This is a genomic window from Saccharicrinis fermentans DSM 9555 = JCM 21142, from assembly GCF_000517085.1.
GTDB lineage: Bacteria > Bacteroidota > Bacteroidia > Bacteroidales > Marinilabiliaceae > Saccharicrinis > Saccharicrinis fermentans.
The window spans coordinates 3,840,398-3,867,016 of the sequence record NZ_KI912107.1 but is presented as its reverse complement, the minus strand read 5'-3'; the positions used below and the strand labels follow the sequence as shown (position 1 = coordinate 3,867,016).

At 39.6% G+C, this 26,619-nt stretch carries 21 protein-coding genes; 14 read left to right on the top strand and 7 right to left on the bottom strand.

The window, feature by feature from the left end; genetic code table 11:
- Positions 1 to 39: 39 nt before the first annotated feature.
- Together CYTFE_RS0115720 and priA are read right to left on the bottom strand one after the other, a co-directional pair.
- Complete coding sequence (locus CYTFE_RS0115720; protein WP_027472578.1) at positions 40 to 1,077, bottom strand: NAD(P)/FAD-dependent oxidoreductase; 1,038 nt, start codon at positions 1,075 to 1,077, stop codon at positions 40 to 42.
- Between the two features lie 73 nt (positions 1,078 to 1,150).
- On the bottom strand, positions 1,151 to 3,619 hold the full coding sequence (gene priA / locus CYTFE_RS0115715; protein WP_027472577.1) for a replication restart helicase PriA: 2,469 nt from the start codon (positions 3,617 to 3,619) through the stop codon (positions 1,151 to 1,153).
- Between the two features lie 238 nt (positions 3,620 to 3,857).
- Here priA and CYTFE_RS0115710 point away from each other — a divergent pair, with 238 nt between their 5' ends.
- The 6 genes from CYTFE_RS0115710 to pfkA all read left to right on the top strand — a co-directional run bounded on the left by CYTFE_RS0115710 (position 3,858) and on the right by pfkA (position 9,500).
- Complete coding sequence (locus tag CYTFE_RS0115710) at positions 3,858 to 4,751, top strand: DMT family transporter (protein ID WP_027472576.1); 894 nt, start codon at positions 3,858 to 3,860, stop codon at positions 4,749 to 4,751.
- A complete protein-coding gene (locus CYTFE_RS0115705) occupies positions 4,738 to 5,229 on the top strand; it encodes a YkgJ family cysteine cluster protein (RefSeq protein WP_235208347.1) in 492 nt (163 codons plus the stop codon). Before CYTFE_RS0115710 ends, CYTFE_RS0115705 begins: the two co-directional genes overlap by 14 nt.
- Positions 5,230 to 5,429: 200 nt before the next feature.
- Entirely contained in the window at positions 5,430 to 6,455 is a 1,026-nt protein-coding gene (gene porQ / locus CYTFE_RS0115700) for a type IX secretion system protein PorQ (protein ID WP_044214204.1), read from the top strand.
- A gap of 379 nt (positions 6,456 to 6,834) precedes the next feature.
- Complete coding sequence (gene cmk, locus CYTFE_RS0115695; protein WP_027472573.1) at positions 6,835 to 7,539, top strand: (d)CMP kinase; 705 nt, start codon at positions 6,835 to 6,837, stop codon at positions 7,537 to 7,539.
- A gap of 90 nt (positions 7,540 to 7,629) precedes the next feature.
- Positions 7,630 to 8,511 (top strand): 4-hydroxy-3-methylbut-2-enyl diphosphate reductase, encoded by an 882-nt coding sequence (locus tag CYTFE_RS0115690; protein WP_044214205.1) that lies wholly within the window; start codon positions 7,630 to 7,632, stop codon positions 8,509 to 8,511.
- 5 nt (positions 8,512 to 8,516) lie between these two features.
- Complete coding sequence (pfkA, locus tag CYTFE_RS0115685; RefSeq protein ID WP_027472571.1) at positions 8,517 to 9,500, top strand: 6-phosphofructokinase; 984 nt, start codon at positions 8,517 to 8,519, stop codon at positions 9,498 to 9,500.
- Positions 9,501 to 9,751: 251 nt separating this feature from the next.
- Here the strand turns inward: pfkA and CYTFE_RS0115675 are convergent, their stop codons facing one another.
- Positions 9,752 to 11,005 (bottom strand): ABC transporter permease, encoded by a 1,254-nt coding sequence (locus CYTFE_RS0115675; protein ID WP_052343230.1) that lies wholly within the window; start codon positions 11,003 to 11,005, stop codon positions 9,752 to 9,754.
- Positions 11,006 to 11,215: 210 nt separating this feature from the next.
- On the opposite strand from CYTFE_RS0115675, the gene purH reads away from it, so the two are divergent.
- The 8 genes from purH to CYTFE_RS0115635 all read left to right on the top strand — a co-directional run bounded on the left by purH (position 11,216) and on the right by CYTFE_RS0115635 (position 21,754).
- Positions 11,216 to 12,805, top strand: coding sequence for a bifunctional phosphoribosylaminoimidazolecarboxamide formyltransferase/IMP cyclohydrolase (purH, locus tag CYTFE_RS0115670; protein WP_027472568.1), 1,590 nt, complete (start codon positions 11,216 to 11,218; stop codon positions 12,803 to 12,805).
- Positions 12,806 to 12,820: 15 nt separating this feature from the next.
- Complete coding sequence (locus CYTFE_RS0115665) at positions 12,821 to 13,843, top strand: rod shape-determining protein (protein ID WP_027472567.1); 1,023 nt, start codon at positions 12,821 to 12,823, stop codon at positions 13,841 to 13,843.
- 200 nt (positions 13,844 to 14,043) lie between these two features.
- The gene (mreC, locus tag CYTFE_RS0115660) at positions 14,044 to 14,871 is read left to right on the top strand and encodes a rod shape-determining protein MreC (protein ID WP_027472566.1); all 828 of its coding nucleotides are present in this window, start codon (positions 14,044 to 14,046) and stop codon (positions 14,869 to 14,871) included.
- Positions 14,868 to 15,386, top strand: coding sequence for a rod shape-determining protein MreD (gene mreD, locus CYTFE_RS0115655; protein ID WP_027472565.1), 519 nt, complete (start codon positions 14,868 to 14,870; stop codon positions 15,384 to 15,386). Before mreC ends, mreD begins: the two co-directional genes overlap by 4 nt.
- Positions 15,387 to 15,398: 12 nt before the next feature.
- On the top strand, positions 15,399 to 17,243 hold the full coding sequence (mrdA, locus tag CYTFE_RS0115650; RefSeq protein WP_027472564.1) for a penicillin-binding protein 2: 1,845 nt from the start codon (positions 15,399 to 15,401) through the stop codon (positions 17,241 to 17,243).
- A complete protein-coding gene (gene rodA / locus CYTFE_RS0115645) occupies positions 17,230 to 18,648 on the top strand; it encodes a rod shape-determining protein RodA (protein WP_152541805.1) in 1,419 nt (472 codons plus the stop codon). Before mrdA ends, rodA begins: the two co-directional genes overlap by 14 nt.
- Before the next feature lie 541 nt (positions 18,649 to 19,189).
- On the top strand, positions 19,190 to 20,497 hold the full coding sequence (locus CYTFE_RS0115640; protein ID WP_027472562.1) for a KamA family radical SAM protein: 1,308 nt from the start codon (positions 19,190 to 19,192) through the stop codon (positions 20,495 to 20,497).
- A 318-nt stretch (positions 20,498 to 20,815) separates the two neighbouring features.
- The gene (locus tag CYTFE_RS0115635; RefSeq protein ID WP_044213567.1) at positions 20,816 to 21,754 is read left to right on the top strand and encodes a lysylphosphatidylglycerol synthase transmembrane domain-containing protein; all 939 of its coding nucleotides are present in this window, start codon (positions 20,816 to 20,818) and stop codon (positions 21,752 to 21,754) included.
- Between the two features lie 447 nt (positions 21,755 to 22,201).
- Here CYTFE_RS0115635 and CYTFE_RS0115630 read toward each other — a convergent pair whose 3' ends face one another.
- The 4 genes from CYTFE_RS0115630 to metF form a co-directional block, all read right to left on the bottom strand.
- A complete protein-coding gene (locus CYTFE_RS0115630; protein ID WP_027472560.1) occupies positions 22,202 to 23,560 on the bottom strand; it encodes an LPP20 family lipoprotein in 1,359 nt (452 codons plus the stop codon).
- Positions 23,561 to 23,619: 59 nt separating this feature from the next.
- A complete protein-coding gene (locus tag CYTFE_RS0115625) occupies positions 23,620 to 24,087 on the bottom strand; it encodes a regulatory protein RecX (protein WP_027472559.1) in 468 nt (155 codons plus the stop codon).
- Positions 24,087 to 25,457, bottom strand: a complete 1,371-nt coding sequence (locus CYTFE_RS0115620) for an NAD-dependent succinate-semialdehyde dehydrogenase (RefSeq protein WP_027472558.1) — start codon at positions 25,455 to 25,457, stop codon at positions 24,087 to 24,089. The genes CYTFE_RS0115625 and CYTFE_RS0115620 overlap by 1 nt, the downstream gene beginning before the upstream one ends.
- A gap of 174 nt (positions 25,458 to 25,631) precedes the next feature.
- Positions 25,632 to 26,585, bottom strand: a complete 954-nt coding sequence (gene metF / locus CYTFE_RS0115615) for a methylenetetrahydrofolate reductase [NAD(P)H] (protein ID WP_027472557.1) — start codon at positions 26,583 to 26,585, stop codon at positions 25,632 to 25,634.
- Positions 26,586 to 26,619 lie beyond the last annotated feature (34 nt).

Sequence of the window (26,619 nt, the reverse complement as noted above, 5' to 3'; positions counted from 1 at the left end):
AGGGCAAGTGCTTATGGGTATTTATCATCACTTTCATGTTTACCTGAACCTATTAATGGCAACTTCGGGATATAACTCTTTTTCCTTGTGTAAATAAGCGATCATTTGCTTGGCAAAGTAGGGCCCCAACATCACGCCTTTTGTGCCTAGTCCGTTGAAATAATGTACGTTGTTGTATTTTGCATGGGTGCCTAATACGGGTCTTCGGTCGCTCACTGTAGGCCTGATGGCAGTCTTATGGCTTTTTATTTTAAAGGGTTTATGCAGAATGGCAGATATTTTTTCTTTTAAATAATTTAGATCTTTCGGATGGAGTGAAAAATCAAGGCCACTCCAGTTGTAGGTGGAACCACATAAAAATTCGCCTTTTTTCTTCTCTAAAAGAAAAGCCATTTTATTAATGATATGATGTAGCTCGATGTCTTCCATGTCCAGGGTTAGTACATCTCCTTTGGTCAGTTTATAGTTGACTTCGGTAAATAGGGGATTGTTGATTGCAAAAGCGCCTTCGCAGAAAATAATATTTTTGAAGGGAGTGCCTTTCCATAAAATATGGTTTTTGTGTATGCTTACATCTTTGTGTTCGAAATGATCATATGTTAAGCTGTTTTGGTGTGCTATTTCTTGGTGAAACTTTGTTAGTAAAGTCTGCAGATCCATATAGCCGCTATGTGCAATGGTGGCAGAGGCATAAAATGGGTGTATGCCTTCGATGTGGTTTTCTCTTTCTAGTTTTTGGATGTACTTGCCTACGTCAGTGTCTTTTTCTTTTTTGACCCATTGTGGGTATTCCTCCTGGCTAATTAATTTTACGATGGGATGCGGGTAAATAAGTTTAGCTTTAAGTCTTTCTTCTAACTGCCTAAAGGTGGTATACATCTCGGGCAATAATTCATCTACCATCCAGCTTTTGGTGATTCTGCGAAATACCAAGGGGTTGAACATGCCTGCTGCTATTGTAGTAGCCGCTATTTGTTTTTTGTCAGCAACGGCCAAAAATGATTGCTTATTTTGTATAAGCTGATTTGCTATCAGCATTCCTGCCAGTCCTTGACCAACAATTAAATAGTCCTTCAATGTATTCGTATTTGAGCGTGTAGGATAAATAACCTATGAGGAGCTAAATTGTTGTGCATGTCTGATCGATTTTTTACATTGGATCTACATCGGCCTGGATGATTACCGCTTTAAATCCGGGGTGGGAGACCACCGTGTTAATGGCGTCACGAACCATGGCTTTTACTTTATGGAGAGATACACCTCCTTCGATCTTGAGCATGATTTTACGGATATGCCAGTTCTGTATCTTGCTGATGGTAGGTGCCTGGGGACCCACAACGCGTTCGTTAAAAAGACCACGAAGATATTGTCCGAAGTAATCTGAGGCCTGATGAACGGTGTTGGGATTTTTGTGTTTAATGGTCAGGTGAATTAAGCGATAAAATGGTGGGTATTTAAAAAGCTCTCGCTCTGCTAATTCTGATTGATATTGGTTTTTATAATTATTGTTGATTACGTTTAATATGACAGGGTTGTCTGGGTTGGAAGTTTGTAATATAACCGTTCCTTGTTTGTGTTTACGTCCCGCGCGTCCTCCCACTTGTGCCATCATCTGAAAGCTGCGTTCAAAAGCTCTGAAGTCGGGATAGTTGAGCATGCTGTCTGCATTTAAAATGCCGACAACACTTACATTATCAAAATCCAGTCCCTTTGAAATCATTTGCGTACCTATGAGGACGTCCACTTCGCCACGTTCAAAGCTTCCAATAATATTTTCATGTGATCTACGTGTTCTTGAGGTGTCCAAATCCATGCGAGCGACTTTGATATCGGGGAAGATAATTTTGATGTCCTCTTCTATCTTTTCGGTACCGAAGCCTTTGGTTTGTAAAGAGGGTGAACCACATGCCTTACAGGTCTTGGGAAGGTAGCAGGAATGGCCACAATAGTGGCATACCAACTGATTGATGTGTTTGTGGTAGGTTAAACTTACATCGCAATAATCGCATTTCGGAACCCAGGAACATTGGGTACATTCCAGATAGGGAGAGAAACCTCTTCTGTTTTGAAACAGGATGGCTTGTTCTCCTTGTTCAATGGCTTTTGTAACATGGTCGATCAGGGTGGCGGAAAAATGGGAGTGCATCTTCTTTTTTCGTTGTTCTTCACGCACGTTAACGGTAATGATTTGTGGCATCTTGATGCCCTCAAATCTTTCGTTTAGCTCTACCAATCCATATTTGCCCAATTGTGTGTTTCTATATGTTTCAATAGAAGGAGTGGCCGTTCCCATCAGTACTTTGGCTTTGTGCAAATGTGCTAGTACCATTGCTGCATCCCGGGCATGGTAGCGGGGCGAAGGGTCAAATTGCTTGTATGTGTTTTCATGTTCTTCATCCACAATGATGAAGCCCAGCTTGTCAAAGGGAAGAAAAATGGAGGAGCGCACACCAATTACCACCTTGTAATTTTTTTTGTGTAGAATGTCGTTCCATACTTCTACGCGCTCGGCATCACTGTATTTGGAGTGATAAATGCCTATCTGGTTGCCAAATACTTTTTTTAGGCGAGATGTGATTTGGGTGGTTAGGGCAATCTCTGGTAGCAGATAGAGCACCTGTTTGCCCTTGTCTATTTGTTCTTTTATCAGATGGATATATATTTCGGTCTTACCACTGGAAGTGACTCCATGTAGCAGTACCGCATCTTTTTCCTGGAAGAGCTCTGTTATTTTTTGTTTGGCATTTTGTTGAGCCGGGTTGAGTTCGTGTAATCCATCTGTTGTTAATGCGTCGGTCTGCAATCTTGAGATAGCAGTCTCCACTTCCAGCAGGATGCCTTTTTTTATTAATTCACTGAGGACAGATGTTGAAACACCACTTTTTTCCTTTACCAGGTTTTTGTCTATTGCCTTACTGTAATTGCTTTCGTGAGCTCCCCCGATTAGGGTGAGAAATAACATAAGAACCTCCAGTTGTTTGGGAGCCCGGGCTAATTCTGTAAATACGTTTTGTAGCTTTTGTTCGCGGCAATAGTCAGGTGCCAGTTGGAGTAACTTTTTGGTCTTGGGTTTATATCCGTCTTTTAAACGCTCACTGACAAAGAGGGCTTCTTTGTCGAGTAGAGACTTGATGACCGGTAAAGAGCTTTTGAGCTCGGTAATGTTATTGATGTCCTGTACACTTGCTGTCTTTTTTTCGGATAGAAAGTCTAAAACCAAGGATTCTTTGGCACTTAGTTTCTCCTTAGCAACCCAGTTTGAATTGTAGTGCACTTTGGTTTCGCTTTCCAACTTAAGCCCTGAAGGTAAAGCTGCTTTATACACCTCTCCTAGAGTGCACATATAGTATTCAGCTATCCATTTCCAAAAATGCAATTGTGTTTCAGATACTACCGGCGCATTGTCAAGTATCGATATAATTTGCTTGGTTTCGTATGCTTCTGGTTTTTGGTCGTGCAAGGCGTACACAATGCCTGAATAATATTTCTTTTTGCCAAAAGGAACAACCACGCGCATACCAATTTCCACCATGTTTATCCATTCTTCCGGAACCTCGTAGGTGAATAAGCGGTGCAAGGGTAGTGGTAATATAATATCTGTGTAATATGTGGTCTCCATATAAAAAAGAAAATTCTCACAAATGTATAGAAATTTTAGCTGTTGAAGGTATCTGCCGGCGAGGAAAAAGATCATTTGTGAAAACTTCAAAAGCAAGATCGTTATCAAATTTAAAATCGCTAGGGGTAAGTACAAGTTTTCTACATGCCTTTTTTCGCATTAAGTAAGGGTAACATCTGATGAAACGTTTATTTATCTGGTTAAAATGTCTATTTTTGCGCTTCAATTTTTGTGGTCTATGTCAAAAGTAAGTACAGCATCTGTTCTATATATTATTGGATCTATGATTTTTTGGGCCTTTTCCTTTGTGTGGGTAAAGGTGGCTTATGAATCCTTTGAACCTGTTTCTACCGTTCTTATTAGGTTAATTATCAGTTCGGGTCTGTTGTTTTTATTTTTGCTGCTTACTGGAAAGATGGCTGCCATTAAAAAAGAAGATTATAAGCTTATTTTATTGCTGTCTTTTTTTGAGCCTTTTATGTATTTTATGGGGGAGAGCTTTGGTATGCAGTTGGTGTCCAGTACCCTGGCTGCTGTTATCGTATCTACGATTCCTTTGTTTGCCACCCTTTTTGCTTTTCTGTTTTTGCGAGAAAGGATAACTGTATGGGCTATATTGGGAATGGCTATTTCTTTTTTAGGTGTGGGAACCATGATATTTGAAAATGGATTTGAACTGAATGCCTCTTTGCTTGGTATCATGCTGATGTTTGTGGCTGTATTGTCTACTATAGGTTATTCGTTGACGTTGAAGAAGTTAGCGCATAGGTATACGGCGGTTAATATCATAGCATATCAGAATTTTTTGGGGATATTTATGTTTTTGCCCTTTTATTTTTTGTGGGAGCATGAAAATTTGATGCGTTCCACTCTTTCTGCTGATTCTTGGTTAGCTATTGTACAGCTGGCAGTTTTTGCTTCTTCGCTGGCTTTTATCTTTTTTACAAAGGCCTTAAAAGTGTTGGGGGTAGCCAAATCGAATATGTTTATTAACCTGATTCCTGTTTTTACGGCTGTCTTTGCCTGGTGGTTGCGGGACGATGTGTTGGATGGGCAGAAGGCTGTGGGTATTGTGATTGTGGTAAGTGGACTGTTTGTGGCACAAATTAAAAGAATAAATGATGAGGCTTGATTTGGAGCGGTACAAAGAATTGGCCCATAATAAAGCCAAAGAAAATAAAGCCTTTGTTACACGGTTGCGTAAGAAAAAGCCTAAGACGCTGGATGGTACTGTTCTGGATGCCCATGTGGAGGTGTTTGAGCGCTTGGATTGTTTGGACTGTGCCAACTGTTGTCAAACAATTAGTCCTATTGTTACCGATCGTGATATCGATCGAATGGCTAAACACCTAAAGATGAAACGGCCTGCATTGATTGATCAGTATTTTGAATTAGATGAGGATCATGATTATGTTTTTAAAGAAACCCCGTGCCCCTTTTTAATGAATGATAATTATTGTATGATCTATGAAGTGCGGCCACGAGCTTGTCGGGAGTACCCCCATACAGATCGAAAGCGTTTTTATCAGATATTGAACCTTACTTATCGAAACTCTTTTGTATGTCCGGCTGTTTATGAAGTGTTGGAGACCATGAAAAGGGTCTATTAGAAGATATGTATGTGAGCCTATGTTTTTCATTATTGCATAAGGTAGCATTGTGGTGATTGGAGATGCGTGATGTTTTAAAGCCTGCTTGTTGCCGGTTTTCAATGCATAAGCGGTCTTAAACTTCTATCTGTTTGTGTTTCATAAGCACTAAAACTTTATATTTGTCGTTTTCAAGGTTAGTAAGGAATAAGTAAATATATATGCAAAAGTATTTATACATTATAATGTGGTTGGGAATAGCTCAAACAATTGGGGCGCAGCGAGGAGGAGAAAGTACATATGATTTTTTGAATTTGACCAATTCGGCTCGTGTGGCTGCATTGGGCGGTGCTAATGTTTCTATTCCTGATGATGATATTAATATGGCCTATCATAACCCAGCTTTGCTACAAAAGGAGATGGATGGAGCCTTGGTGTTGAATTATGTGCCTTATATGACCGGAATTAATTATGGTTATGTGGGTTTTGCCAGACATTTCAAAGAGGTGGGTACCTTTAGTTTAGGTATTCACAATGTTAATTATGGCGATTTTCAAAGAACCAACAACGAGGGGGAAGATATGGGGATAGCTAGTGCTGCCGAATATTCCTTTAATATGACTTATGCCCGTCAGTTGTCACCTGCTTTTTCTATGGGTTTGACTGTGAAGCCTGTGTATTCAAAGTTAGATGTGTATAGTTCGTTGGGGATTGCAGCTGATTTTGGGGTGCACTATAACCTGTCTGATAAACATTTCTCCATGGGGCTGGTGTTGAAAAATGTGGGATCACAAATCTCTTCCTATGACCAAATACAGGAGGACATGCCCTCTGACTTGCAGATTGGATTTACTAAAAAATTGGAACATGCACCTTTTCGTTTTTCATTAACCTTGCAAAGTCTTTTGAATTGGGATTTGACCTATAGTCCTTATGATGCAGAGAATTCGAATAACTCTGGTTTTGTGGACAATACCGAGGATGCCGGCTTTGGCGACAAGGCCTTGCGTCATATGGTGGTGGGTGTGGAATTTATGCCTTCCAAGAGCTTTCACGTTGATTTTGGTTATAATTATCGGAGAAGACAGGAGCTAGGGTTTGAGAATCGTATGTCAACGGCAGGGTTGTCCTGGGGATTTGGTTTCCGGGTATACAAGTTTTTGTTTTCTTACGGATCGGCTCGTTATCATTTGGGTGGTGCTTCCAATCATTTTTCGGTATCGACTAAGTTGTCAAATTTCAGATAGGACTGTCATAATTCTTTTTTATTACTACACATACTGTGCTTGAGGGATTGATACAGGTGAGTCTCCACGCCTATGAAATGGTGCCATGCATTCAAAGAGTGATTCTCATATATATCAGCTATCAATAAACGACCGCAGGGTAGACCAGAACAATAGCTGTGTCCGGCGGTGGAGAGAGGTTTTGAGATGGCGAGTTGTGGAGTTGTCGTAGTTGTTTAAGTTGTGGAGTTGGTGTAGTTGTTTAAGTTGATGAGTTGTGTTTCTCAGAGATAGTGATCTATTGTTCTAAACTTTCTCGCGTTTTTTTCGGCTTTAATTTCAGAAATTTGTACCATCAGTACACAAAAATAGTATTTTTACGGGCTCAAATATTTTATTAATGACTGATACGAACTCAAAAGTGGTAATTGCCATTGATGGTTATTCCTCGTGCGGAAAGAGTACTGTGGCCAAAGACCTAGCTAAATTGTTGAATATCATTTTTATCGATTCAGGAGCCATGTACCGCTGCGTTACTCTCTATGCATTGGAGAATAATATTATTAAAGGAGGGGGTATAGACGAGGATTTGTTACAAAAAGTCTTGAGTGAGATCACCATCTCTTTTAAGTTTGATGCCCAAACGAAAGCCAACGATACTTATCTAAACGGTAAGTTAGTAGAAGATAAAATTAGAGGTTTGGATGTGAGTAATCATGTGAGTGCAATAAGCGCCTTGGGATTTGTGAGGAAAAAAATGGTTGAACTACAACAAAAGATGGGTGAAACCGATAGCATTGTAATGGACGGACGCGACATTGGTACCGTGGTTTTTCCCCATGCTGATTTGAAGTTGTTTATGACAGCCTCGCCGCACATAAGAGCAGAACGTCGGTTTAAAGAATATAAGGAAAAAAATGAGCGCATTAGCTTTGAAGAAGTATTGGAAAATGTAAGAAAACGTGATCATATTGACGAAACACGCAAGGAAAGCCCATTGAGAAAAGCAGCGGATGCGATTGTATTGGACAATGGAGAGATGAGCAAAGAAGAGCAACTCGATTTTATTGTTCGGGAACTAAGAAATAGAAAGTTGATTCAGTGAGGATGGTGCATATATGTTAAAAAGGATTCGTCGAGGATTTCTAACTTTTGTGCACAGCACCTTTCATAGCGTAAAAAAAATATCCATAAAATGTCATCTTTACACATCGAAATTGATCCTGCTTCAGGTTTTTGCTTTGGAGTTGTAAAAGCGGTAGAAGCAGCGGAAACAGCGTTGGAAAATAATGATATCCTTTATTGTTTGGGGGATATTGTTCATAATAACATGGAGGTGGAGAGACTCGAAAAGAGAGGGTTGAGATCGATAGCTGATATTGCTTTGCAAAGTAAGGTAAGTAAAAAAGTGCTGATAAGGGCACATGGTGAGCCTCCTGCTACTTATCAAAAGGCCAAGGATCTGGGCCTTCAACTGATTGATGCCACTTGCCCCGTTGTATTGAAACTTCAAAAGAGAATTAAAAACTCATGGATGGAGTTGAAAGAAAAGAATGGTCAGGTAGTTATTTATGGTAAGGCAGGTCATGCCGAAGTGGTTGGTCTGCTTGGACAAACAGAAAACGAAGCTATTGTAATAGAATCGATGGACGAGATTGAAAAAATCGACCTTAGCAAGGCGACACATTTGTATGCGCAAACAACCAAGAGCATTGATGAGTTTAAGCGTATCTCAAGCTATCTGAAAGAAAACATCAGTGCTCAGGTCGAGTTTAAGTCATATGATACCGTTTGCCGGCAAGTGGCCGGTCGACTACCAAAGCTCGTGCTTTTTGCCCAAAAGCATGATGTAATGGTTTTTGTGGGCGGAAAGAAAAGTAGTAATGCTAGGATGCTTTTTGCTAAATGTCTGGAGGCGAATCGCTGTTCGTATTTTGTGAGTGACGTGGATGAATTGAAAAAAGAATGGTTTAGTCCTGCTATAAGATCTGTTGGCATTAGCGGCGCTACCTCTACGCCCCCTTGGTTAATGGAAAATGTAGCCCGACAAATTAAAATGATAACAAAAGACAAATAAACTTTATGGGACAAGTTACAAAAGTGGGAGTGTTGACCTCGGGAGGGGATGCTCCGGGAATGAATGCTGCTGTTAGGGCAGTCGTGAGAGCTGCCATATTTAATAAGCTTAAAGTGGTGGGCATTAAACAAGGGTATCATGGCATGATTCAGGATAGAATGGAGCCAATGACTTCCAAGTCGGTAAGTAATATTATTCATCAGGGCGGTACTATTTTAAAATCGGCACGGAGCGAAGGGTTTAGAACACCCGAAGGTCGTAAAAAAGCCTTTGAGAATTTGAAAAAGAGTGGTGTGGATGGCCTGGTGGTGATTGGTGGTGATGGAACATTTACCGGAGCCCGTATCTTTAGTCAGGAATATAATATTCCTATTGTTGGTATTCCTGGAACCATTGATAATGATCTTTTTGGCACGGATTATACCATTGGTTATGATACAGCTTTGAATACGGTTGTTCAAGCCGTGGATAAAATTAGGGATACAGCCAGTGCACATAGCCGACTCTTTTTTATTGAGGTGATGGGGCGTGATGCTGGTTTTTTGGCGCTTCGTAGTGGTATTGCCTCAGGAGCAGAGGCTATTTTGGTTCCTGAGATAGATACCGATTTTAAACAGTTGTATACCTTTTTAGAAAAGGGATTTAATAAGGATAAGAGCAGTAGCATTGTTTTGGTGGCAGAAGGAGAGAAAATTAGCGGAGGTGCTATTCATGTGGCCGAAAGGGTGCAGAAGGAATATCCCGATTATGATACCCGCGTTACCATCCTGGGACATATACAGCGTGGAGGATCACCAACGGCCTTTGATAGAGTGACTGCAAGTCGTATGGGGGTTTCGGCCATTGAAGCACTGGTTGATGACCAAAAAAGTATTATGATTGGATTGGTGAATAAAGAAATTACCCATATTCCTTTTAATCAGGCCTTGAAAAATAAAAAGAAACTGAACCCTTCTTTGGTGGAGTTGACTAGTATATTGTCCATCTAATCCGGAAAATATATTGCGGATCTTTGTGTTCTATAAATACATAGTGGCTGCAAGAAAACTACTATTTTTTGTCTTTGATAAGAAAGCTTCAAAGACAAGGCTTTCGATATTTTTGAAACCAAGGAGTTTACTGATTGTAAATGACTGTTTCAAAAATGAGAATAACGCAGTATTTGGAGTTTTCTTGGAAAGACTACATAAGAAATCTTCCGGAGACACAGGCTTGTCGCCAGAAGGTTTCTTGTATATAATCAATTGTTGATGGCGTCCACCGGATTTAATTTACTGGCGCTATTGGATGGTATATATCCGGATATAATGCCCAGGAATATGGATATAAACAAAGCGCGAAAGATATTCCAAAAAGTGAGTGGTATGCTTAAGTCAAAGAGAGAGTTGGCTATCTGTATGATGATAAAGATTAGGGCCAGGCCTGTGGTTCCTCCCAGGAGACTGAGAAAGATGCTTTCAAATAGAAACTGCCATAAGATAAATCTTCGTTTGGCACCCAAGGCTTTTTGAATCCCTATGATACGTGTTCGTTCTTTTACCGATACAAACATGATATTGGCAATTCCAAATCCCCCCACTAATATGGCAAAGAATCCAATAAAACCACCCGCGATATTTAATATGCCAAATAAGTCGTCAAATTGTTTTTGGATAATGCTCATTCGATTGAGGGCAAAGGTATTGCCCTGCTGGGGTTTTATTTTTCTCTCGGCCCGCAATATACCTTCCAATTCACTCATTAAGTCTTCTGTGTTAACCCTCTCTTTGGCCTTGACTACAATAAATGGTTGAACGCGCTCACTGCGTATGTTAAAAATATTTTTGGCATACTGTATGGGTATGATAATGTTGGTGTCTAGGCTATTGCCAAAGATGTCTTTTCCTTGTCTAAGGATGACACCCACTACCGTTAACTGCCTGCCCGCCATCTTTATCCGCTTGCCAATGGGATCTGTGTCCTGGAATAGTTCATCTGCAATATCAGCACCAATAATTGTAATGTTACTTCCTTTACTGGATTCAAAAGAGGTGAAATAGCGTCCGCGGCTGATCTCAAAATTCCAGTTTTGATCAAAGCTATTGCTTACTCCAAGAACTTGGACCTTGTCGAAGGAATTAGCTTCAAAAATTATTTTCTTTTGTGCCGATATGGCAAATGTGGAAGAAGCGGCCAGTTGCGAATGACGCTCAATCACCTTTTGCTCATTGAGTGTGGGCAAGGGACGGTTCATATAACGCCACCATGGGTATTCTGTTTCGCCTTCCGGAGGTGTCCATGGCCATTTTTGCACGTAAACCACATTGTCGCCCAGTGATTGAATGCTATCCCGGATGCGACTTTCCAGATAATCTATTAAAGTAAATACCGAAATGATGGAGAATATGCCAATGGTAACCCCACTTAAAGTTAGAATTGTTCTAAGCTTGTTTGAAGTGAGTGCATTCCATGCAAAAAGTAAGCTCTCCTTTATAAATTTAAATACGATTATCATATCACCTTTTCTTATTCACCATAAAACTATCAAGAAAATTAATTACTACCTTGATAAATGTGCTTATTTTCTTAATTTTGCCCGAAGTGAAGCATTTTTACGTATTTATTTGTGTAACAAAACATATAAAGAAGACGTATCTATAGTTTCTACTTGAAAAATGCTTCGATTCAACATTAAAAATTTTCAATATCGTATAATATTTAAAAAATGAGTAGCTCAAAAAGAATAAAATCAGCGCTTATTTCTGTTTTTCATAAAGATGGATTAGACGAAATCATTCAAACGTTGGATAAGCTTGGTGTTCAATTATACAGTACCGGTGGTACTAAAACTTTTATCGAAGATTTAGGTGTTGAAGTAACCGCAGTTGAAGATATTACAGGGTATCCATCTATTTTGGGTGGAAGGGTGAAGACTTTGCACCCAAAAGTTTTTGGAGGTATTTTAGCTCGTAGAGATAATGATTCAGATAAAAATCAACTCAATGAATTTGATATTCCAGAGTTGGATTTGATTATTGTTGATTTGTATCCGTTTGAAGCTACTGTTGCATCGGGAGCAGCAGAACAGGATATCATCGAAAAAATTGATATAGGTGGTATTTCACTGATAAGGGCCGCAGCCAAAAATTTTAAAGATGTTGTAATAGTGCCATCAAAAGCACAGTATGACATGTTGGCTAAAGTATTAAAAGAAAATGATGGCGTTACAACGCTTGAGGAACGAAAAGCTTTTGCAGGGGCAGCCTTTGCAGTCTCTTCGCATTACGATTCGGCCATCTTTAATTACTTTAATCCCGATGCCGAAGATATGGAACGTATTAGCTTGAACGATGGTGAAGTTCTTCGGTATGGAGAAAACCCTCATCAGAAAGCTACTGTTTATAAATATAATAATACAAAAGAGGGCGCTTCGCTTGCCAATGCCAAGGTATTACAAGGAAAGGCGCTGTCGTATAATAACATGCTTGATGCAGATGCTGCATGGAAAGCTGCCAGCGATGCTTATCACTCCGTAAGTAATATTGAGCATAAGCAGGCTGTTGCAGTGGTGAAACACCTTAACCCTTGTGGTCTGGCTGTAACCCATGACATTACCAAGTCTTTGGAGTTGGCATGGGCAGGTGACCCAATCAGTGCTTTTGGTGGTATTATTTGTTTCACCGGAACAGTGACAGGGGCAATCGCTCAGTGGTTCTCAAAACGATTTGTTGAAATTATTATTGCGCCTGAGTTCACCGGCGAGGCATTGGAAGTCTTTGCAAAGAAAAAGAACCTGCGCCTGTTGCAGACACCTATCAAAAATGAAGTGACTGGAGAAAAACTGATTCGCTCTGTGAGTGGAGGTATTCTGGTTCAGGATGAAGATGAAGGTGTGGATACTGATTTTAAAAATGTAACGAAACTGGCCTTTGATGCTACTAAAATGGAACTGGCTAAGTTTGGTATTACCGCATGTAAGCACTTGAAGAGTAATGCAATTGCTATTGTTACCGAAGACGAAGATGGTTCTTTTTGGTTGACAGGAGCAGGGATGGGGCAGCCTAACCGTTTGGATAGTTTGCGTCACCTAACCATACCTCGCTTTAACTTGAAGGAAGGTGTTAAAATAGAAAACTCAGTAGTGATATCTGATGCATTTTTCCCATTTCGCGATAGCATAGAAGCGGCTAATGAATACAACGTTAAATATATCGTGGAGCCTGGAGGTAGTATCAGGGATGAGGAAGTCATTGAAGCATGTAATGAATTTGGAATAGCGATGCTATTCACAGGAAAACGTCATTTTAAACATTAAATAAATCCAAACCCAATGGGATTCTTTTCTTTTTTATCTCAGGAGCTTGCCATGGATCTTGGTACGGCCAATACAATCATCATTCACAATGATAAAATTGTGGTGGATGAACCTTCAATAGTAGCACTTGACCGCAGAACTGACAAGTTAATGGCGATCGGTGAGAAGGCGCGCCAGATGCATGGTAAAACACATGATAATATATATACTATCAGACCTTTACGAGATGGAGTGATTGCCGACTTTAATGCTGCTGAGCAGATGATTAGAGGGATGATAAAATTGATTAATACATCTTCCCGCTTATTTGCCCCCTCCTTAACCATGGTTATTTGTATTCCTTCGGGAAGTACAGAGGTGGAGATCCGGGCGGTAAGGGACTCTGGTGAACACGCCGGTGGCCGTGAGGTTTATATGATTTATGAGCCGATGGCAGCTGCTTTGGGTATTGGACTTGATGTGGAAGCGCCACAGGGTAATATGGTGGTAGATATAGGTGGTGGTACAACCGAAATTGCAGTTATCTCCTTGGGAGGAATTGTAACCAATAAGTCTATACGCATTGCCGGGGACGACCTAACCGCCGATATCATGGAGTATATGCGTCGTCAGCATAATATTAAAGTGGGTGAAAGAACGGCCGAAGAGATTAAAATTCATGTGGGATCTGCTTTGCCGGAATTGGAAGAGCCTCCAACGGACTATATTGTTCAGGGGCCTAACCAGATGACTGCATTGCCCATTGAGGTACCTGTGTCGTATCAGGAAATCTCCCATTGCCTGGAGAAATCTATCTCAAAAATTGAGACGGCCATCTTGAGTGCGCTGGAGCAAACACCTCCTGAACTGTATTCTGACATTGTGAATAATGGAATCTACTTAGCTGGTGGAGGTGCCTTATTGAGAGGTTTGGATAAAAGGTTGACGGATAAAATTAATATCCCATTCCATATTTCTGAAAATCCGCTGCATGCTGTTGCCAGAGGAACAGGAATTGCCCTGAAGAATAGACATAAATTCTCATTCTTGATGAGATAAGTTTTTTATAAAAGTATAGTATAACCCGGTTTGGAATGGAATTTTCGAACCGGGTTTTGTATTTTCATACAATAAATAGGATTTTATTGGGGTAATTCAATATGCTTATTAACAAAAAAAACTAACTTTATCGGACTTAAATCGTAGCAAATAATTAAAAGCAAGCAATTGCCTTAAAAATCGGAAAATATTACAACTGAATGAGAAATTTTTTAAGGTTTATACTAAAGCATCATTTTACATTTCTTTTTATACTACTGGAGTTTGTCGCTTTTGTTCTTGTTGTTTCGTATAATCAGAATCAACGTGCTTTGTACTTGAGTTCCTCATCTCGAATAGCTGGAGGTCTTTTTGAAAAGGTAGATAATGTGGAACAGTATTTTGCCCTTAAAGAGATTAACCAAGAACTGTCAAATGAAAATGCTTTTTTACGTAGTCAAATGCCAACTTCTTTTAGGCAGTCCAATGATTACTTTTCAATGGTAGGTGATAGCGCCTCCATGCACCAATATAAATATAGAGCATGTAAAGTAGTGAATAATACTGTTCGAAAGCATTTTAATTATGTGACCTTGAATAAGGGTACTAAGGATGGTATTAAACCAGATATGGGCGTGTTGTGTAATAGAGGTATCGTTGGTATCGTTATAAAATGTAACGATCATTACAGTACGGCACTATCGGTTCTTAACCCTCGGCTCAAAGTGTCTGCAAAGCTCAAAGGCTCTGATTTTTTTGGTTCGGTTAGTTGGGATACCAAATCTATATTGTTTGCTACATTGGACGAGATTCCGGAACATGCCAATGTGAGTTTGGGAGATCAGGTGATTACAAGTGGTTATTCTTCCACTTTTCCTGAGGGTATCCTGATTGGTACCGTGGATGAAGTGTTACATCCGGATGGTGAGAGTTTTTATAAAATTAAAGTGAAGTTGAGTACCGATTTTGCTAAACTGAGTTATGTGGAAGTGGTGGAGAATATTCTTCAGGAACAACAACAGCAATTGGAGGAGGATACAAAATTATGATTAGTCTGATACCAAGATATATATTTAACTTTTTGTTTTTTGTGTTGCTTCAGGTTCTTATCCTGAACAAGATGGAATTCTCGGGTTATTTGAATCCTTATTTATATGTTATTTTTATTTTGACACTGCCCTTTGAAACTCCAGGGTGGTTATTGTTGATGCTGGCCGGCTTATTGGGTTTGAGTATTGATGTCTTCTCTAATACCATGGGGATGCATATGGCTGCGTCGTTGTTTATGGCCTTTTTACGACCCTTTATATTAGTGCGCTTTGCACCACGAGAGAATTATGAACCCGGAACGCTCCCTTTGCCTTCGTATTATGGTTTTGGTTGGTTTTTTAAGTATGCTGCTATTTTGGTTTTTATTCATCACCTTTTTTATTTTGTAGTGGAATCTTTTTCCATAGAAAATTTTGTGACGATCATGGTTAAAACAGCAGGAAGTACGTTGTTCACACTTATAATAATGGGGGTTACCCTGTTGTTTACGTATCAAAAAAAACGAAGAATTTAAAGGAATTGTAACGTGGAAAATTTAAGTAGAAGAACCATAGTTATTGCCCTTATCTTTTTGTTCATTGGTGTTACCTTTGTCATTAAGCTATTTATTCTTCAGGTATATGATCCTTCCTATAAGTTCTCGGCAGAAAGTAATACCCGACGGGAGATCATTAACTTTCCAGCTCGTGGTTTAATTTATGATAGAAATGGAAAACTGGTTGTTTCGAACCAGGCTGATTATGACCTGATGGTTGTGCCCCGAGAACTTAAGCCTATTGATTCACTGGACTTCTGTAGGGCGTTGGAGATTGAAATGGAGGATCTCAGAGCTTTGTTTCATGATATGAGAAGTAAGCTAAAAAATAAAAAGATATCCTGGATAAAACCTTCCATCTTTTATAAACAGCTGTCGGCTAAACAATATGGCTATCTGCAAGAGAAACTTTATAAGTTTGATGGTTTCTTTGTGCAACGCAGAACTTTACGTAAGTATGAGTATCCCAATGCAGCTCATATTCTGGGTTATGTGGGGGAGGTAGGTCCGCAGGATATAGAACGGGATGATTATTATATACGCGGTGATTATCATGGTATAAGTGGAATTGAATCTACCTATGAGAAATACCTCAGGGGTGAAAAAGGCTATAAATATGTGCTGGTAGATGTGCATGGCCGAGAAAAAGGGGCATTCAGAGATGGTGCCTATGATATTCCAGCTGTGGCCGGTAAAGATATTAAGTTGACCATTGATATCGAATTGCAAGAATATGGAGAAAAGCTGATGAATAATAAAATAGGAGCTATTGTGGCAATAGAACCCCAAACCGGTGAGTTGCTCTCTATGGTCTCGGCTCCTAGTTACGACCCTTCTTTGTTGGTGGGTAAAAAACGAGCCAGTCATTTCTCTGGTTTAAGTATGGATACGCTCAAGCCTCTTTTCAATAGAACTATCATGGGGTGGTATCCTCCCGGTTCTACTTTTAAAACGATTAATGCACTGATCGGTCTGCAGGAAGGAGTGATCACTCCTCAGACTACTTTTGAATGTCATATGGGCTATACTGTGGGTAGGTTTCATTTGGGCTGTCACCACCATACTAGTCCGCTGGATCTGAAAAATTCAATATCTCACTCTTGTAATGCCTATTATTGCCATGTTTTTCGGGATATCCTCGATAATCCTAAAAATGCCTCTGTGCAAGAAGGGTTTGAGCTCTGGAAGAATTACCTGGTTAAATTTGGCTTTGGTTACCGCTTGGGAGCTGATGTGGCAAACGAAATTCGTGGGTTTGTACCTAATAGCAAATACTATGATAAGTATTATAATAAAAGTTGGTCTTCTTTAACGGTGGTGTCTTTGGCAATTGGACAGGGAGAGCTTTTGACAACTCCTTTGCAGATGGCCAATATGGCTGCAACTTTAGCCAATAGGGGAACTTTTTATACCCCCCATGTGGTGAAGGATATTGAAAATGATACCATAGCTGCTAAGTTTAGAACAATCCGAAATACCGGTATAGATACAGTGCATTTTGAGCCGGTTATTGAAGGAATGGAGATGGCCGTATGGGGTGGGCCGGGTAGTACGGCTACCATAGCCAGGATTCCGGGCATTAGTATTTGTGGAAAAACAGGAACGGCACAGAATCCTCATGGCGAAGATCATTCCGTGTTTATTGCTTTTGCACCTAAAGAGAACCCTAAAATTGCCATAGCTGTATATGTAGAGAATGGCGGTTTTGGAGCCAGATGGGCCGCCCCTATCGCTAGTTTGATGGTGGAAAAGTACCTGAACAAGGAAATAGATCCATCCCGTAAGTGGACAGAACAACGAATGTTAGAAGGAGATTTGATTCATGATGAGAAATAATTATGATAAAAAAGCGGATTGGGTAACCATTCTTATCTACATTGTACTTGTGGCATATGGTTGGTTTAATATTTATGCCGCTAACTACAATCCAGAGAATCCGGTATTCTTTGATCCGGGTAAGGAATATGCCAAGCAATTGATCTGGATTGCCCTATCCATGATTATTATTTGGATCATCTTTATGACGGATAGTAAGTTTTATGTGGCGTTCTCCTACTTCTTATATGGTCTGTCGATTTTTCTATTGTTTACGGTTATTTTTGTGGGAAAAGAAATCAATGGTGCCAAATCGTGGTTTGAGATTGGGCCCCTTAGGTTTCAACCAGCCGAATTGGCCAAGATTGCTACGGCCCTTACTTTATCCAGAATAATGGGACGTCATGAGTTTTCGTTTGGAAAAACCAAGGAGCTTTTAAAAATATTGGGGTTGTGGGCATTGCCTGTGCTTTGTATCTTCCTGCAAAATGATACTGGTTCGGCTTTGGTCTTCTTTATCTTCGTATTGCCGTTTTATCGTGAAGGCTTATCGGGTAATATATTGGTGTTTGGACTTATTGCTGCAGTCGCTTCTGTGCTGACGCTGGTTTATCCTAATATTATTTTGTTGACACTGATTGTTTTGGGTGTGTGGGTGTTTCTGTTTTTTCAAATAGATAAGAAAATGGCCTTGAAAGGTTTGTTATTTGTAGGAGGCGGATTCTTGTTGTTGTTAACGGTGTTTTATATAGCTGGCTTGACCTTGCGCTGGGATCTGTTCGCTTTGTTCGGAATAGTGGCTTTTACCGTTTACCTGCTGTTGAGAAGTTTTGCAAAAAAAATTAAATGGATAGTTCCTGTCGTTATTTTTATGTGGGGCGCCGTTGGTGCAACTTTTTCTGCTGATTATTTTGTGAATGATGTGCTGACGGAATACCAACGAAATAGAGTATATGTGCTGCTGGGCTTTAAAGATGATCCCTTGGGTGCAGGTTACAACGTTAATCAATCGAAAATTGCCATCGGTTCTGGTGGACTTACAGGTAAAGGATATTTACAAGGTACGCAAACTAAGTTTGACTTTGTGCCGGAACAGAGTACCGATTTTATTTTTTGTACTGTGGGCGAAGAATGGGGGTATATGGGAACTTTTGCCGTGGTGTTCTTGTTCTTGTTTTTGATTTTGCGCTTAATCCTGTTAGCTGAAAAACAACATTCTGCCTTTAGTAGGATATACGGCTATTGTGTGGCTTCTATTTTCTTTTATCATTTTACCATTAATATTGGTATGACCATTGGCCTGGCTCCTGTTATTGGTATACCGCTGCCCTTTTTTAGCTATGGCGGGTCTTCGTTGTGGGGCTTTACTACTTTGTTGTTTATATTCTTAAAATTAGATACGAATAGAGCTGAACTTATCAGGTAATAGACCGTAGTGTTCATTTATTTGTAATGGCACTGCCAGTGACTGTTTGTGGTGTATAGGACATGTGTTACTGCCAATTGTCATGCTAATTTAGGAAGTGTAGTATGTAATTTCTTACATATTTTTGCTATTTTTGTCACCGATTTAAAACGAACGCCCATAACTATCTTTAATACTGATAGTTACCTTTTGTATCAATTGAAAGTTGGATGATTGCCAAATCCGTATAATTTTCGTATTTTTAGTATAATCTGTCTTTTGGGGTGTAGAGACATCTTATTTTTATGGTATGAAACGAGCATGTGAAATTTAATAATTCAATTTTTTATACTGGTGAGTGAAATACATCGTATTTAAGAACGCCGTTGAACATATTTGGTGAATAATAAATTTTCTTGGGAGTTACATGCAGCAAATGAAAATTATAAATGCATGAATAGATTTACTCTTTCCAATTGAAAGGGACAGATGGATTATCGCAATTTTTTGGGCATTTTGAGTTTGTGTTGAGAGATTAGAAACTAATAAAAACTGTGTGACAATGAGGTATCAAACTTACGCATTGCATAATTTTAAAAGTATTCCGCAAATCGAAAGATTGTCGGATGATGATTTATTGAATATTGAGGTTGTAGGAAATGTGCTTCCCTTTAAGACCAATAACTACGTTGTTAACGAGTTGATTGATTGGGATAATTTCCGCGACGATCCAATGTTTATTTTAAATTTTCCCCAGAAGGGTATGCTAGCGCCTGATGATTTTAATCACATGGCTGCTCTGATTCGCTCTGGTGCTGATAAAACTGTAATAAGACGGGAAGCAAATATTATACGGGAAAAGCTAAATCCTCATCCAGCTGGTCAGTTAGAGTATAATGTGCCAGAACTAAATGGTGAAAAGTTAAATGGTGTGCAGCATAAGTACCGGGAAACCATGTTGTTTTTTCCTTCGCAGGGACAAACTTGTCATGCATATTGTACTTTTTGCTTTAGATGGCCGCAGTTTACCAATATGGATGGAGACCTTAAGTTTTCTATGAAAGAAGCCGATTCTATTGTGGGATACTTAAAGGAGCATACCGAAATTACCGACCTGCTTATCACTGGTGGTGATCCTATGGTGATGAAAGCCAAGGCCTTTGATACATATATCTCTAAAATATTAGAGGCTGATATTGCTCATCTTAAAACGATTAGAATCGGATCTAAATCATTGAGCTTCTGGCCATACCGTTTTCTAACAGAGCCAGATGCCGATGATCTGTTGGCCGTGTTTGAACGTATCACCAAGGCTGGTAAATCCATATCTTTTATGGCACATTTTAATCATCCGCAGGAGCTTAGTACGGATGCCGTTAAAAAAGCCGTTCGTAGAATTAGAAATACCGGAGCTGTGATCAGAACCCAGTCTCCTGTTCTTAATCATATCAATGCGAGTAGCTCTGTTTGGGCTGAAATGTGGCAAAAACAAGTGGGCTTGGGAATGATACCTTATTATATGTTTATTGCCCGCGATACGGGTGCGCAAGATTATTTTGGAATTCCGGTGGTGAAAGCATGGGAAATTTTTCAGAAGGCTTATACCCAAGTAAGCGGTATTGCACGTACGGTGAGAGGACCAAGTATGTCTTGTACGCCGGGGAAAATTAGAGTGATCGGACTTGCTGAAATTAAGGGAGAGAAGGTGCTGGCCCTCGAATTTATACAAGGTAGAAATAGTGACTGGGCTGCACGTCCGTTCTTTGCTAAGTATGATAGTAAAGCGATGTGGATCGATGACCTGAAGCCTGCCTTTGGTAGTGAAAACTTCTTTTATGAGGAAGAACTGGCAGAAATGTTGCTGAAATAAAGATTAAAGATGCTATGGGTATTTATTTATCCATCATCTTTTTGCTTGGTCTTTTATCTTGCCTGATGTATTCATGGTTTGTCGTAGTGGATAATTGATGAATAGATCAGGTTTGGTGCTTTGCACTTGTTGTAAAAGAATATGATCAGTCCGTTGTTTGTTTTTTTACGGATGGTTTTAATAGATAATGTGGCATAAAATAAAAGTGTGCTGGTACGTAATTTATATACAAGGAAGTTAAAGCTTAGTTAATAAATTATTATAATTGTAAATTACCATTACTTTTGTTCGGAATATTTTATATAAAAACTTCTGATTTTGTCGTACTTAAAGAAGCATGCTAAAGCAATAAAATTTGTTGCTAAAATAATTTTATCGATTGCCGCATTATATTATGTTTTTTCAAAAATTGATATAGAACAGACCTTTGTTGCCATTAAAGGAATTAATGGGGGCTTATTGTTATTGTCCATTTTTATTTATGCAGTATCTCAGGTTGTGTCGGCATTCCGACTGAATACTTTTTATAGATACGTACCGGTTCAAATAAGTACAACCGTCAATATGAAACTTTATTGGATGGGGATGTTTTACAATTTGTTTTTGCCGGGAGGTATTGGTGGCGATGGTTATAAAGTGTACTTAATCAATAAGTATTACCATACTTCGATAAAACGATTGGTGGGCACTGTATTGGCTGATAGACTGAGTGGTTTATCTGTAATCTTGGTCTATCTATGTGCCTTGGTTTATTTTATCGATTATGATCTTTCTGTAGTGGCGGTGCCGGAAGGAGGAATTAAGATGATTCATGATCTGCTGCGATGGGTGAATCCTTTTCTAAATTATTTTGTGCTGTTTATTCCCCTTGTCGTATTGGGCTATTTTATGTATTTACGTCTTTTTAGTCGCCATTTAACGGGAGCTACCTGGAAGGTGCTTTTGCTTTCGATTGTTATTCAGGGACTACAAATGATTTCTGCTATCATTATATTAAAATCAATGGGGACTGAGCTGGCTGGTAGACAGGATGATTACGTGTTTTTGTTTTTATTGTCTAGTGTAATGTCGGCCATTCCTATTTCATTAGGAGGACTGGGGTTAAGGGAAGTTACATTTATGTTTGGCTCTCAGTATCTGGGATTGAACCAGGATCATGCGGTGGCCATGAGTTTATTGTTTTATTTTATTTCGCTCTTTGTGTCAGTGTTTGGTGGTTACTACGCATATCGACCCAAGGCCATCTTTGCGGATTGATGATGATATGCCTTTGTGTGTCTTGATGGTGCATGTTGTTTCCTGCGCCTCAAGCATATTCTTTCTTATCCTGTTTTCCCTCCTTGCAAAAAAAAAGTTAAAAAACATTACGGTTCCAATGCGCGCTATTTTGGTCCTTTTTATGGCAATGATAATGACGAAGTTATCATGAGGGCCTTTAAAAATAAACCTCTCCGAATAAAAAGGACATATCGATAAGCAGCAAGAACAAGGTATGTATTAAAAGAATCCATCAATCCTCTCCATACAGAAAAAATATTTTCCATCTAAATACCCAACTTTTGACACTGACCCGGTTTTGTGACTATTCTCTCCATAAATAGTTTATCCATTTTGTTTGGATTGTTCGTCTTTACAATAGGGCCACAATGTATACACCTCCTTAGGGTGTTGGTTTCTGTTTGATTGTGGGCTGATCTGTTATTCTTACAAGTTTACCTGTTCCATTTTAGGGAATATTTCATCGATTATTTTTTGCACGCTTTTTTCCCGAACGTTCTTTAATGCGTATTCGTAACTGCGGGGTTGCATTCCTCTTAAGCTATCGAAGCCGTCGGCGAATATCTCCATCTGTGTTTTGTTGTCGGTAACAGATATGTGAAAGTCGGAAAATACAACAAAAACAGAATATCCCTTTCCCTTTCTCTCTCCTCCTGCTGTGAATTTTGCATTGATAGTAACAATAAAGTCCGCATTGTTTTTGTCCTCGGTGATATTAAAATAACTTTGTGCCAGTTCCGATCGTATGGCATTTCCTAAAGCGCCATTTGTTGTAGCCTGGTCAAATACAAGCTCATTCATTACCACATAAGCTGTAGATTTTTGTACTTCAATATTGAAACGAGTCTTAGGTAAGTATTCATCATGAAAGAAGGCTTTTAAGAGAACTTTGTCTTCTTCGGTTTCTTTTTCAAGAAATAAATCCAAATTAAATTCTGCCGTTATTTCCTGGTTTTTTCTTTTGGAAATTAATCGGATAATATCACAGTTGGCTTTTCCGTCGCGATCTGTGGTTCCTGTATTTGTGAGTTCACCCTCTCCTTTGGTGAAGTAAAAAGCCAAGGGTAAGTTGGCGATTGGATGTTGATTACCTGCGGTGGATGTGTAACTTGCTTTTAATGCTAAGGGTACTTTTATTTGCTTGCTAAATTCTAATACGAAGGATGATTGTAGCGCTTCCAGGTTAATCTTTCTGAACGCATCCTGTATGGCGCTAAAAATATCTGATCCCAGGTTTAAGTTGCCGTCGATATCTCTATAGCTCAGGTCTTCTGCAGTGTGGTTTTTAATGGCTTTGATGGCTTGTACGTAAAAAAGTAAGCCTTCGTAGATATTCCCTTGGGCAACCGCTTTTTTTCCGTCGTAATAATAGGTGGCGGACATTTTTTTTGCATAGTCCAGTTTTTGTTTCTTGAGCATGGCATATTTGTCCTTGTTAAGACGAACCATTACCCAATATTCCTTTTTGTTTTCCCATGTGAGTACCTCATAGCCTTCTAAGGTGGCTTCTACCGACTCATACGTGCTTGCTTCAAACTCTTCTTTTACCTGATAATTATGTTCAAATTGCCGTAGAATAGAATTGGATGAGATAGTCACCTTAATTTCAGAGCTAAGTTCTTTTAATGCTTTATTACGCGCTTCTGTCCGGAAAGAAACCTCACCATCTAGTTTTGAGCTCATGGCCCTGCCATAATAGTAGTTTGTGTCGGTGGGACGTTGATTGACCCAAGAGGGTTTTCTTTTGGCCTCCAATGAGAAGAAAGAAAGTGTAAATATCATCATGCAGAGTATTAGCCTGCTAAGTGACTTTGGTAAGTTAAAGAGGTTCATAGGTTCATGTTTTATTTGTTATCGCTCATTACTTCATTGTCTAAAATTTGATATATCAACGGTGGTTCAAAGCCACGTGATGATGCATATCTGATCAGTGAAGCTTTTGTTTTAAATGGATCATCGTTTTTTATTGAACGTTTTTTTTGTATCAATAATTGCGCCAAAGCCTGCCTGTATTCTCCCATATTAATCTGTTCGAGCGCTGTGTCTACCTGCTTGCCGGATATCTGTTTTGCCTTCAGTTGCCACCTTATTTTTATTTTTCCCCAGCGGTTAAATAAAAATTTATCCTTTACATAAAACCGAATATACCTCTCTTCGTCAATAAATTTTTCCTTGATCAACTGGTCTATTACCCGTTGGGCAATATTAGGTTCCACCTGCCAGTCATTGAGTTTTTTTTGGATATCAAAAATACATTTCTCTTGGCGGGCGCATATATGAGAGGCTTTTAGTAATGCTTGTTCAAATGTCATTATTTAATATATACTGTTTTGATGTTAACGAATTCGTGTAAGCCATAGATGGAGAGTTCGCGGCCATATCCACTATCCTTGATGCCACCAAAAGGCAGCCGGGGGTCTGACTTCACAAAATCATTTACAAAGCAACAGCCGGCATCCAGCTCATGTTCAGCGATGTATTTTCCTTTTTCAACATCAGCGGTAAAGATAGCAGCGCCCAATCCATAACTAGTGTCATTGGCAATATGAATGGCTTCTTGCTCTCCCTTTACTTTGATAAGGGATGCTACCGGACCAAACAATTCCTGGTTATATGCTGGCATTCCGCTTTGTACATTAGATAAAACCGTGGCAGGGTAGTAGAAGCCTTCAACGTCGTAATTGATCTCGCCTCCGCATAATAGATGGGCTCCCATCGATATGGATTTATTTACTTGGCTCAGAAGGTCTTCTCGTATGTTGCCTCTTGCTATTGGACCCAGTTGGTTGAACTCATTGAGCGGATCGCCCATGGTTACTGCTTTCATCTCTGCTACAAAACGTTGTTCAAACTCGTCATATATTTTTTCGGTTGCGATAAATCGTTTGGCACCAATACAGCTCTGTCCTGTGTTTAGTAGGCGGCCTTTAACGCATGCTTCTACCGCCATGTCCAAATCTGCATCATCTAAGATGATATAAGGATCACTGCCACCCAATTCTAAAACGCATTTTTTGAGGTAGGTTCCTGCTGTTTGTGCTACCGCTTGTCCGGCTTTGGTGCTTCCTGTGAGGGTTACTGCAGCAATGCGTTTGTTGGCGATTATACGCTCTACTCTTCTGTTGGAGGTGAGCACAGAGCGGAATATGTCATCCGGAAAATCAGACTCTAGAAATAAATCTTCGATGGCGATGGCACAACCGGGTACATTGGAAGCATGCTTTAACACCATTGTATTTCCGGCCAGAATGGATGGGATAGCACATCGGAATACCTGCCAGAGAGGAAAGTTCCATGGCATAATGGCCAGTATCACGCCCAGTGGCTGAAAGGAGACATAGGATTCAGTGGCTTCGGTAGGTATAGACTTGGACCTCAAAAATTCATCGATATGTTCACAATAATAATTACATAAGCAGATACATTTCTCGACCTCGGCCCTGGATTCCTGAATGGGCTTACCCATCTCAATGGTCATGGTGTGGGCTAAGTTTTCCTTACGAATGTCTAGGAGGTGGGCTAATTTTTTGACATGATCAATACGCTTTTGTGTGGATGTCTTTTTCCATGAATGAAAGGCATTTTTAACACTGCGGATAGTGGTGTCTATTTCTTCCCACTGTGACTCAGGGTATTCGTGTACAGTTTCACCGTTGGCCGGATTAATGGATTTAAGTAACATGGTTGCATAAGTTTTATGCGGTAAATATGATAACTCTTGGTGATATTTCGTATAAAGTTAATATGAAATTTGTCAAGTTATACCTTTTAGCTTGATGAATTTATGAATATTCATTGCCAAAAAATCCGATTCATGGCATGAATCGGATTTAATATTGGTATTGGTTTCTATGTCTTAATAGATAGCTTCGGCTACTTTTCGGGTGCTTTGGGTTGCCATCATGGTATAGAAGTGAATGATGGGTACGCCGTTCTTTTTTAGGTCAAGAGCTTGTTGAATGCACCACTCAATTCCCACTTGTTTTACCTGTTCATTGTCCTTGCATTTACGTAACTCTTTGGCGAAGTCTTCGGGGATATCACAACTAAATATTTTGGGCAATACCGTGAGTTGGTTGGCTGTTGTAATGGGCTTAATACCCGGAATGATAGGAATTGTAATACCCATGGCTCTGCATTTATCAACAAAGTCATAATATTTTTGGTTGTCGAAAAACATTTGTGTCATTACATATTCGGCTCCAGCGTCCACTTTGGCTTTTAGGTATCTTAGATCCGAATCCATGTTGGGTGCTTCTTCGTGTTTCTCCGGATAACCTGCAACTCCGTAAGCAAAAGGTGTGGTAAAAGCATCGTTGCTTGTGCCGTCCAGATAGATTCCTTTGTTTAGGTTGTTAACCTGTTCAGCCAGCTCAATGGCATATTGATTGCAGTCTTCGCTTCTCTCTGGATATTTATCTTTGTGGGCATCATCTCCTCGCAATAACAATACATCGTGGATGCCCAAAAAGTTAAGGTCTATTAAGGCATATTCTGTTTCTGCTTTGGTAAAGCCACGGGAAATGATGTGGGGGATTACTTTAATGCCGTATTTATTTTGTATGGAGGCCGCAACAGCTACTGTACCTGGACGTTTGCGTACTACTTTTTTCTCTACATATCCTTTGTCGTTCGTTTCAAACTTATACTCCTCGCGGTGTGAGGTGATGTTGATAAATTGAGGATTGAACTCTTTTAATATATCGATGGTTTTAAATACTTTATCGATGTTATTTCCTTTTAAAGGCGGTAGTAGCTCAAATGAGAACTTGGTTTCTTTATTTTTTAAAACTAACTCTGCAGCTGTCATTGTATGTGTCTTATTTTTTTATGAGGGTTCTGAT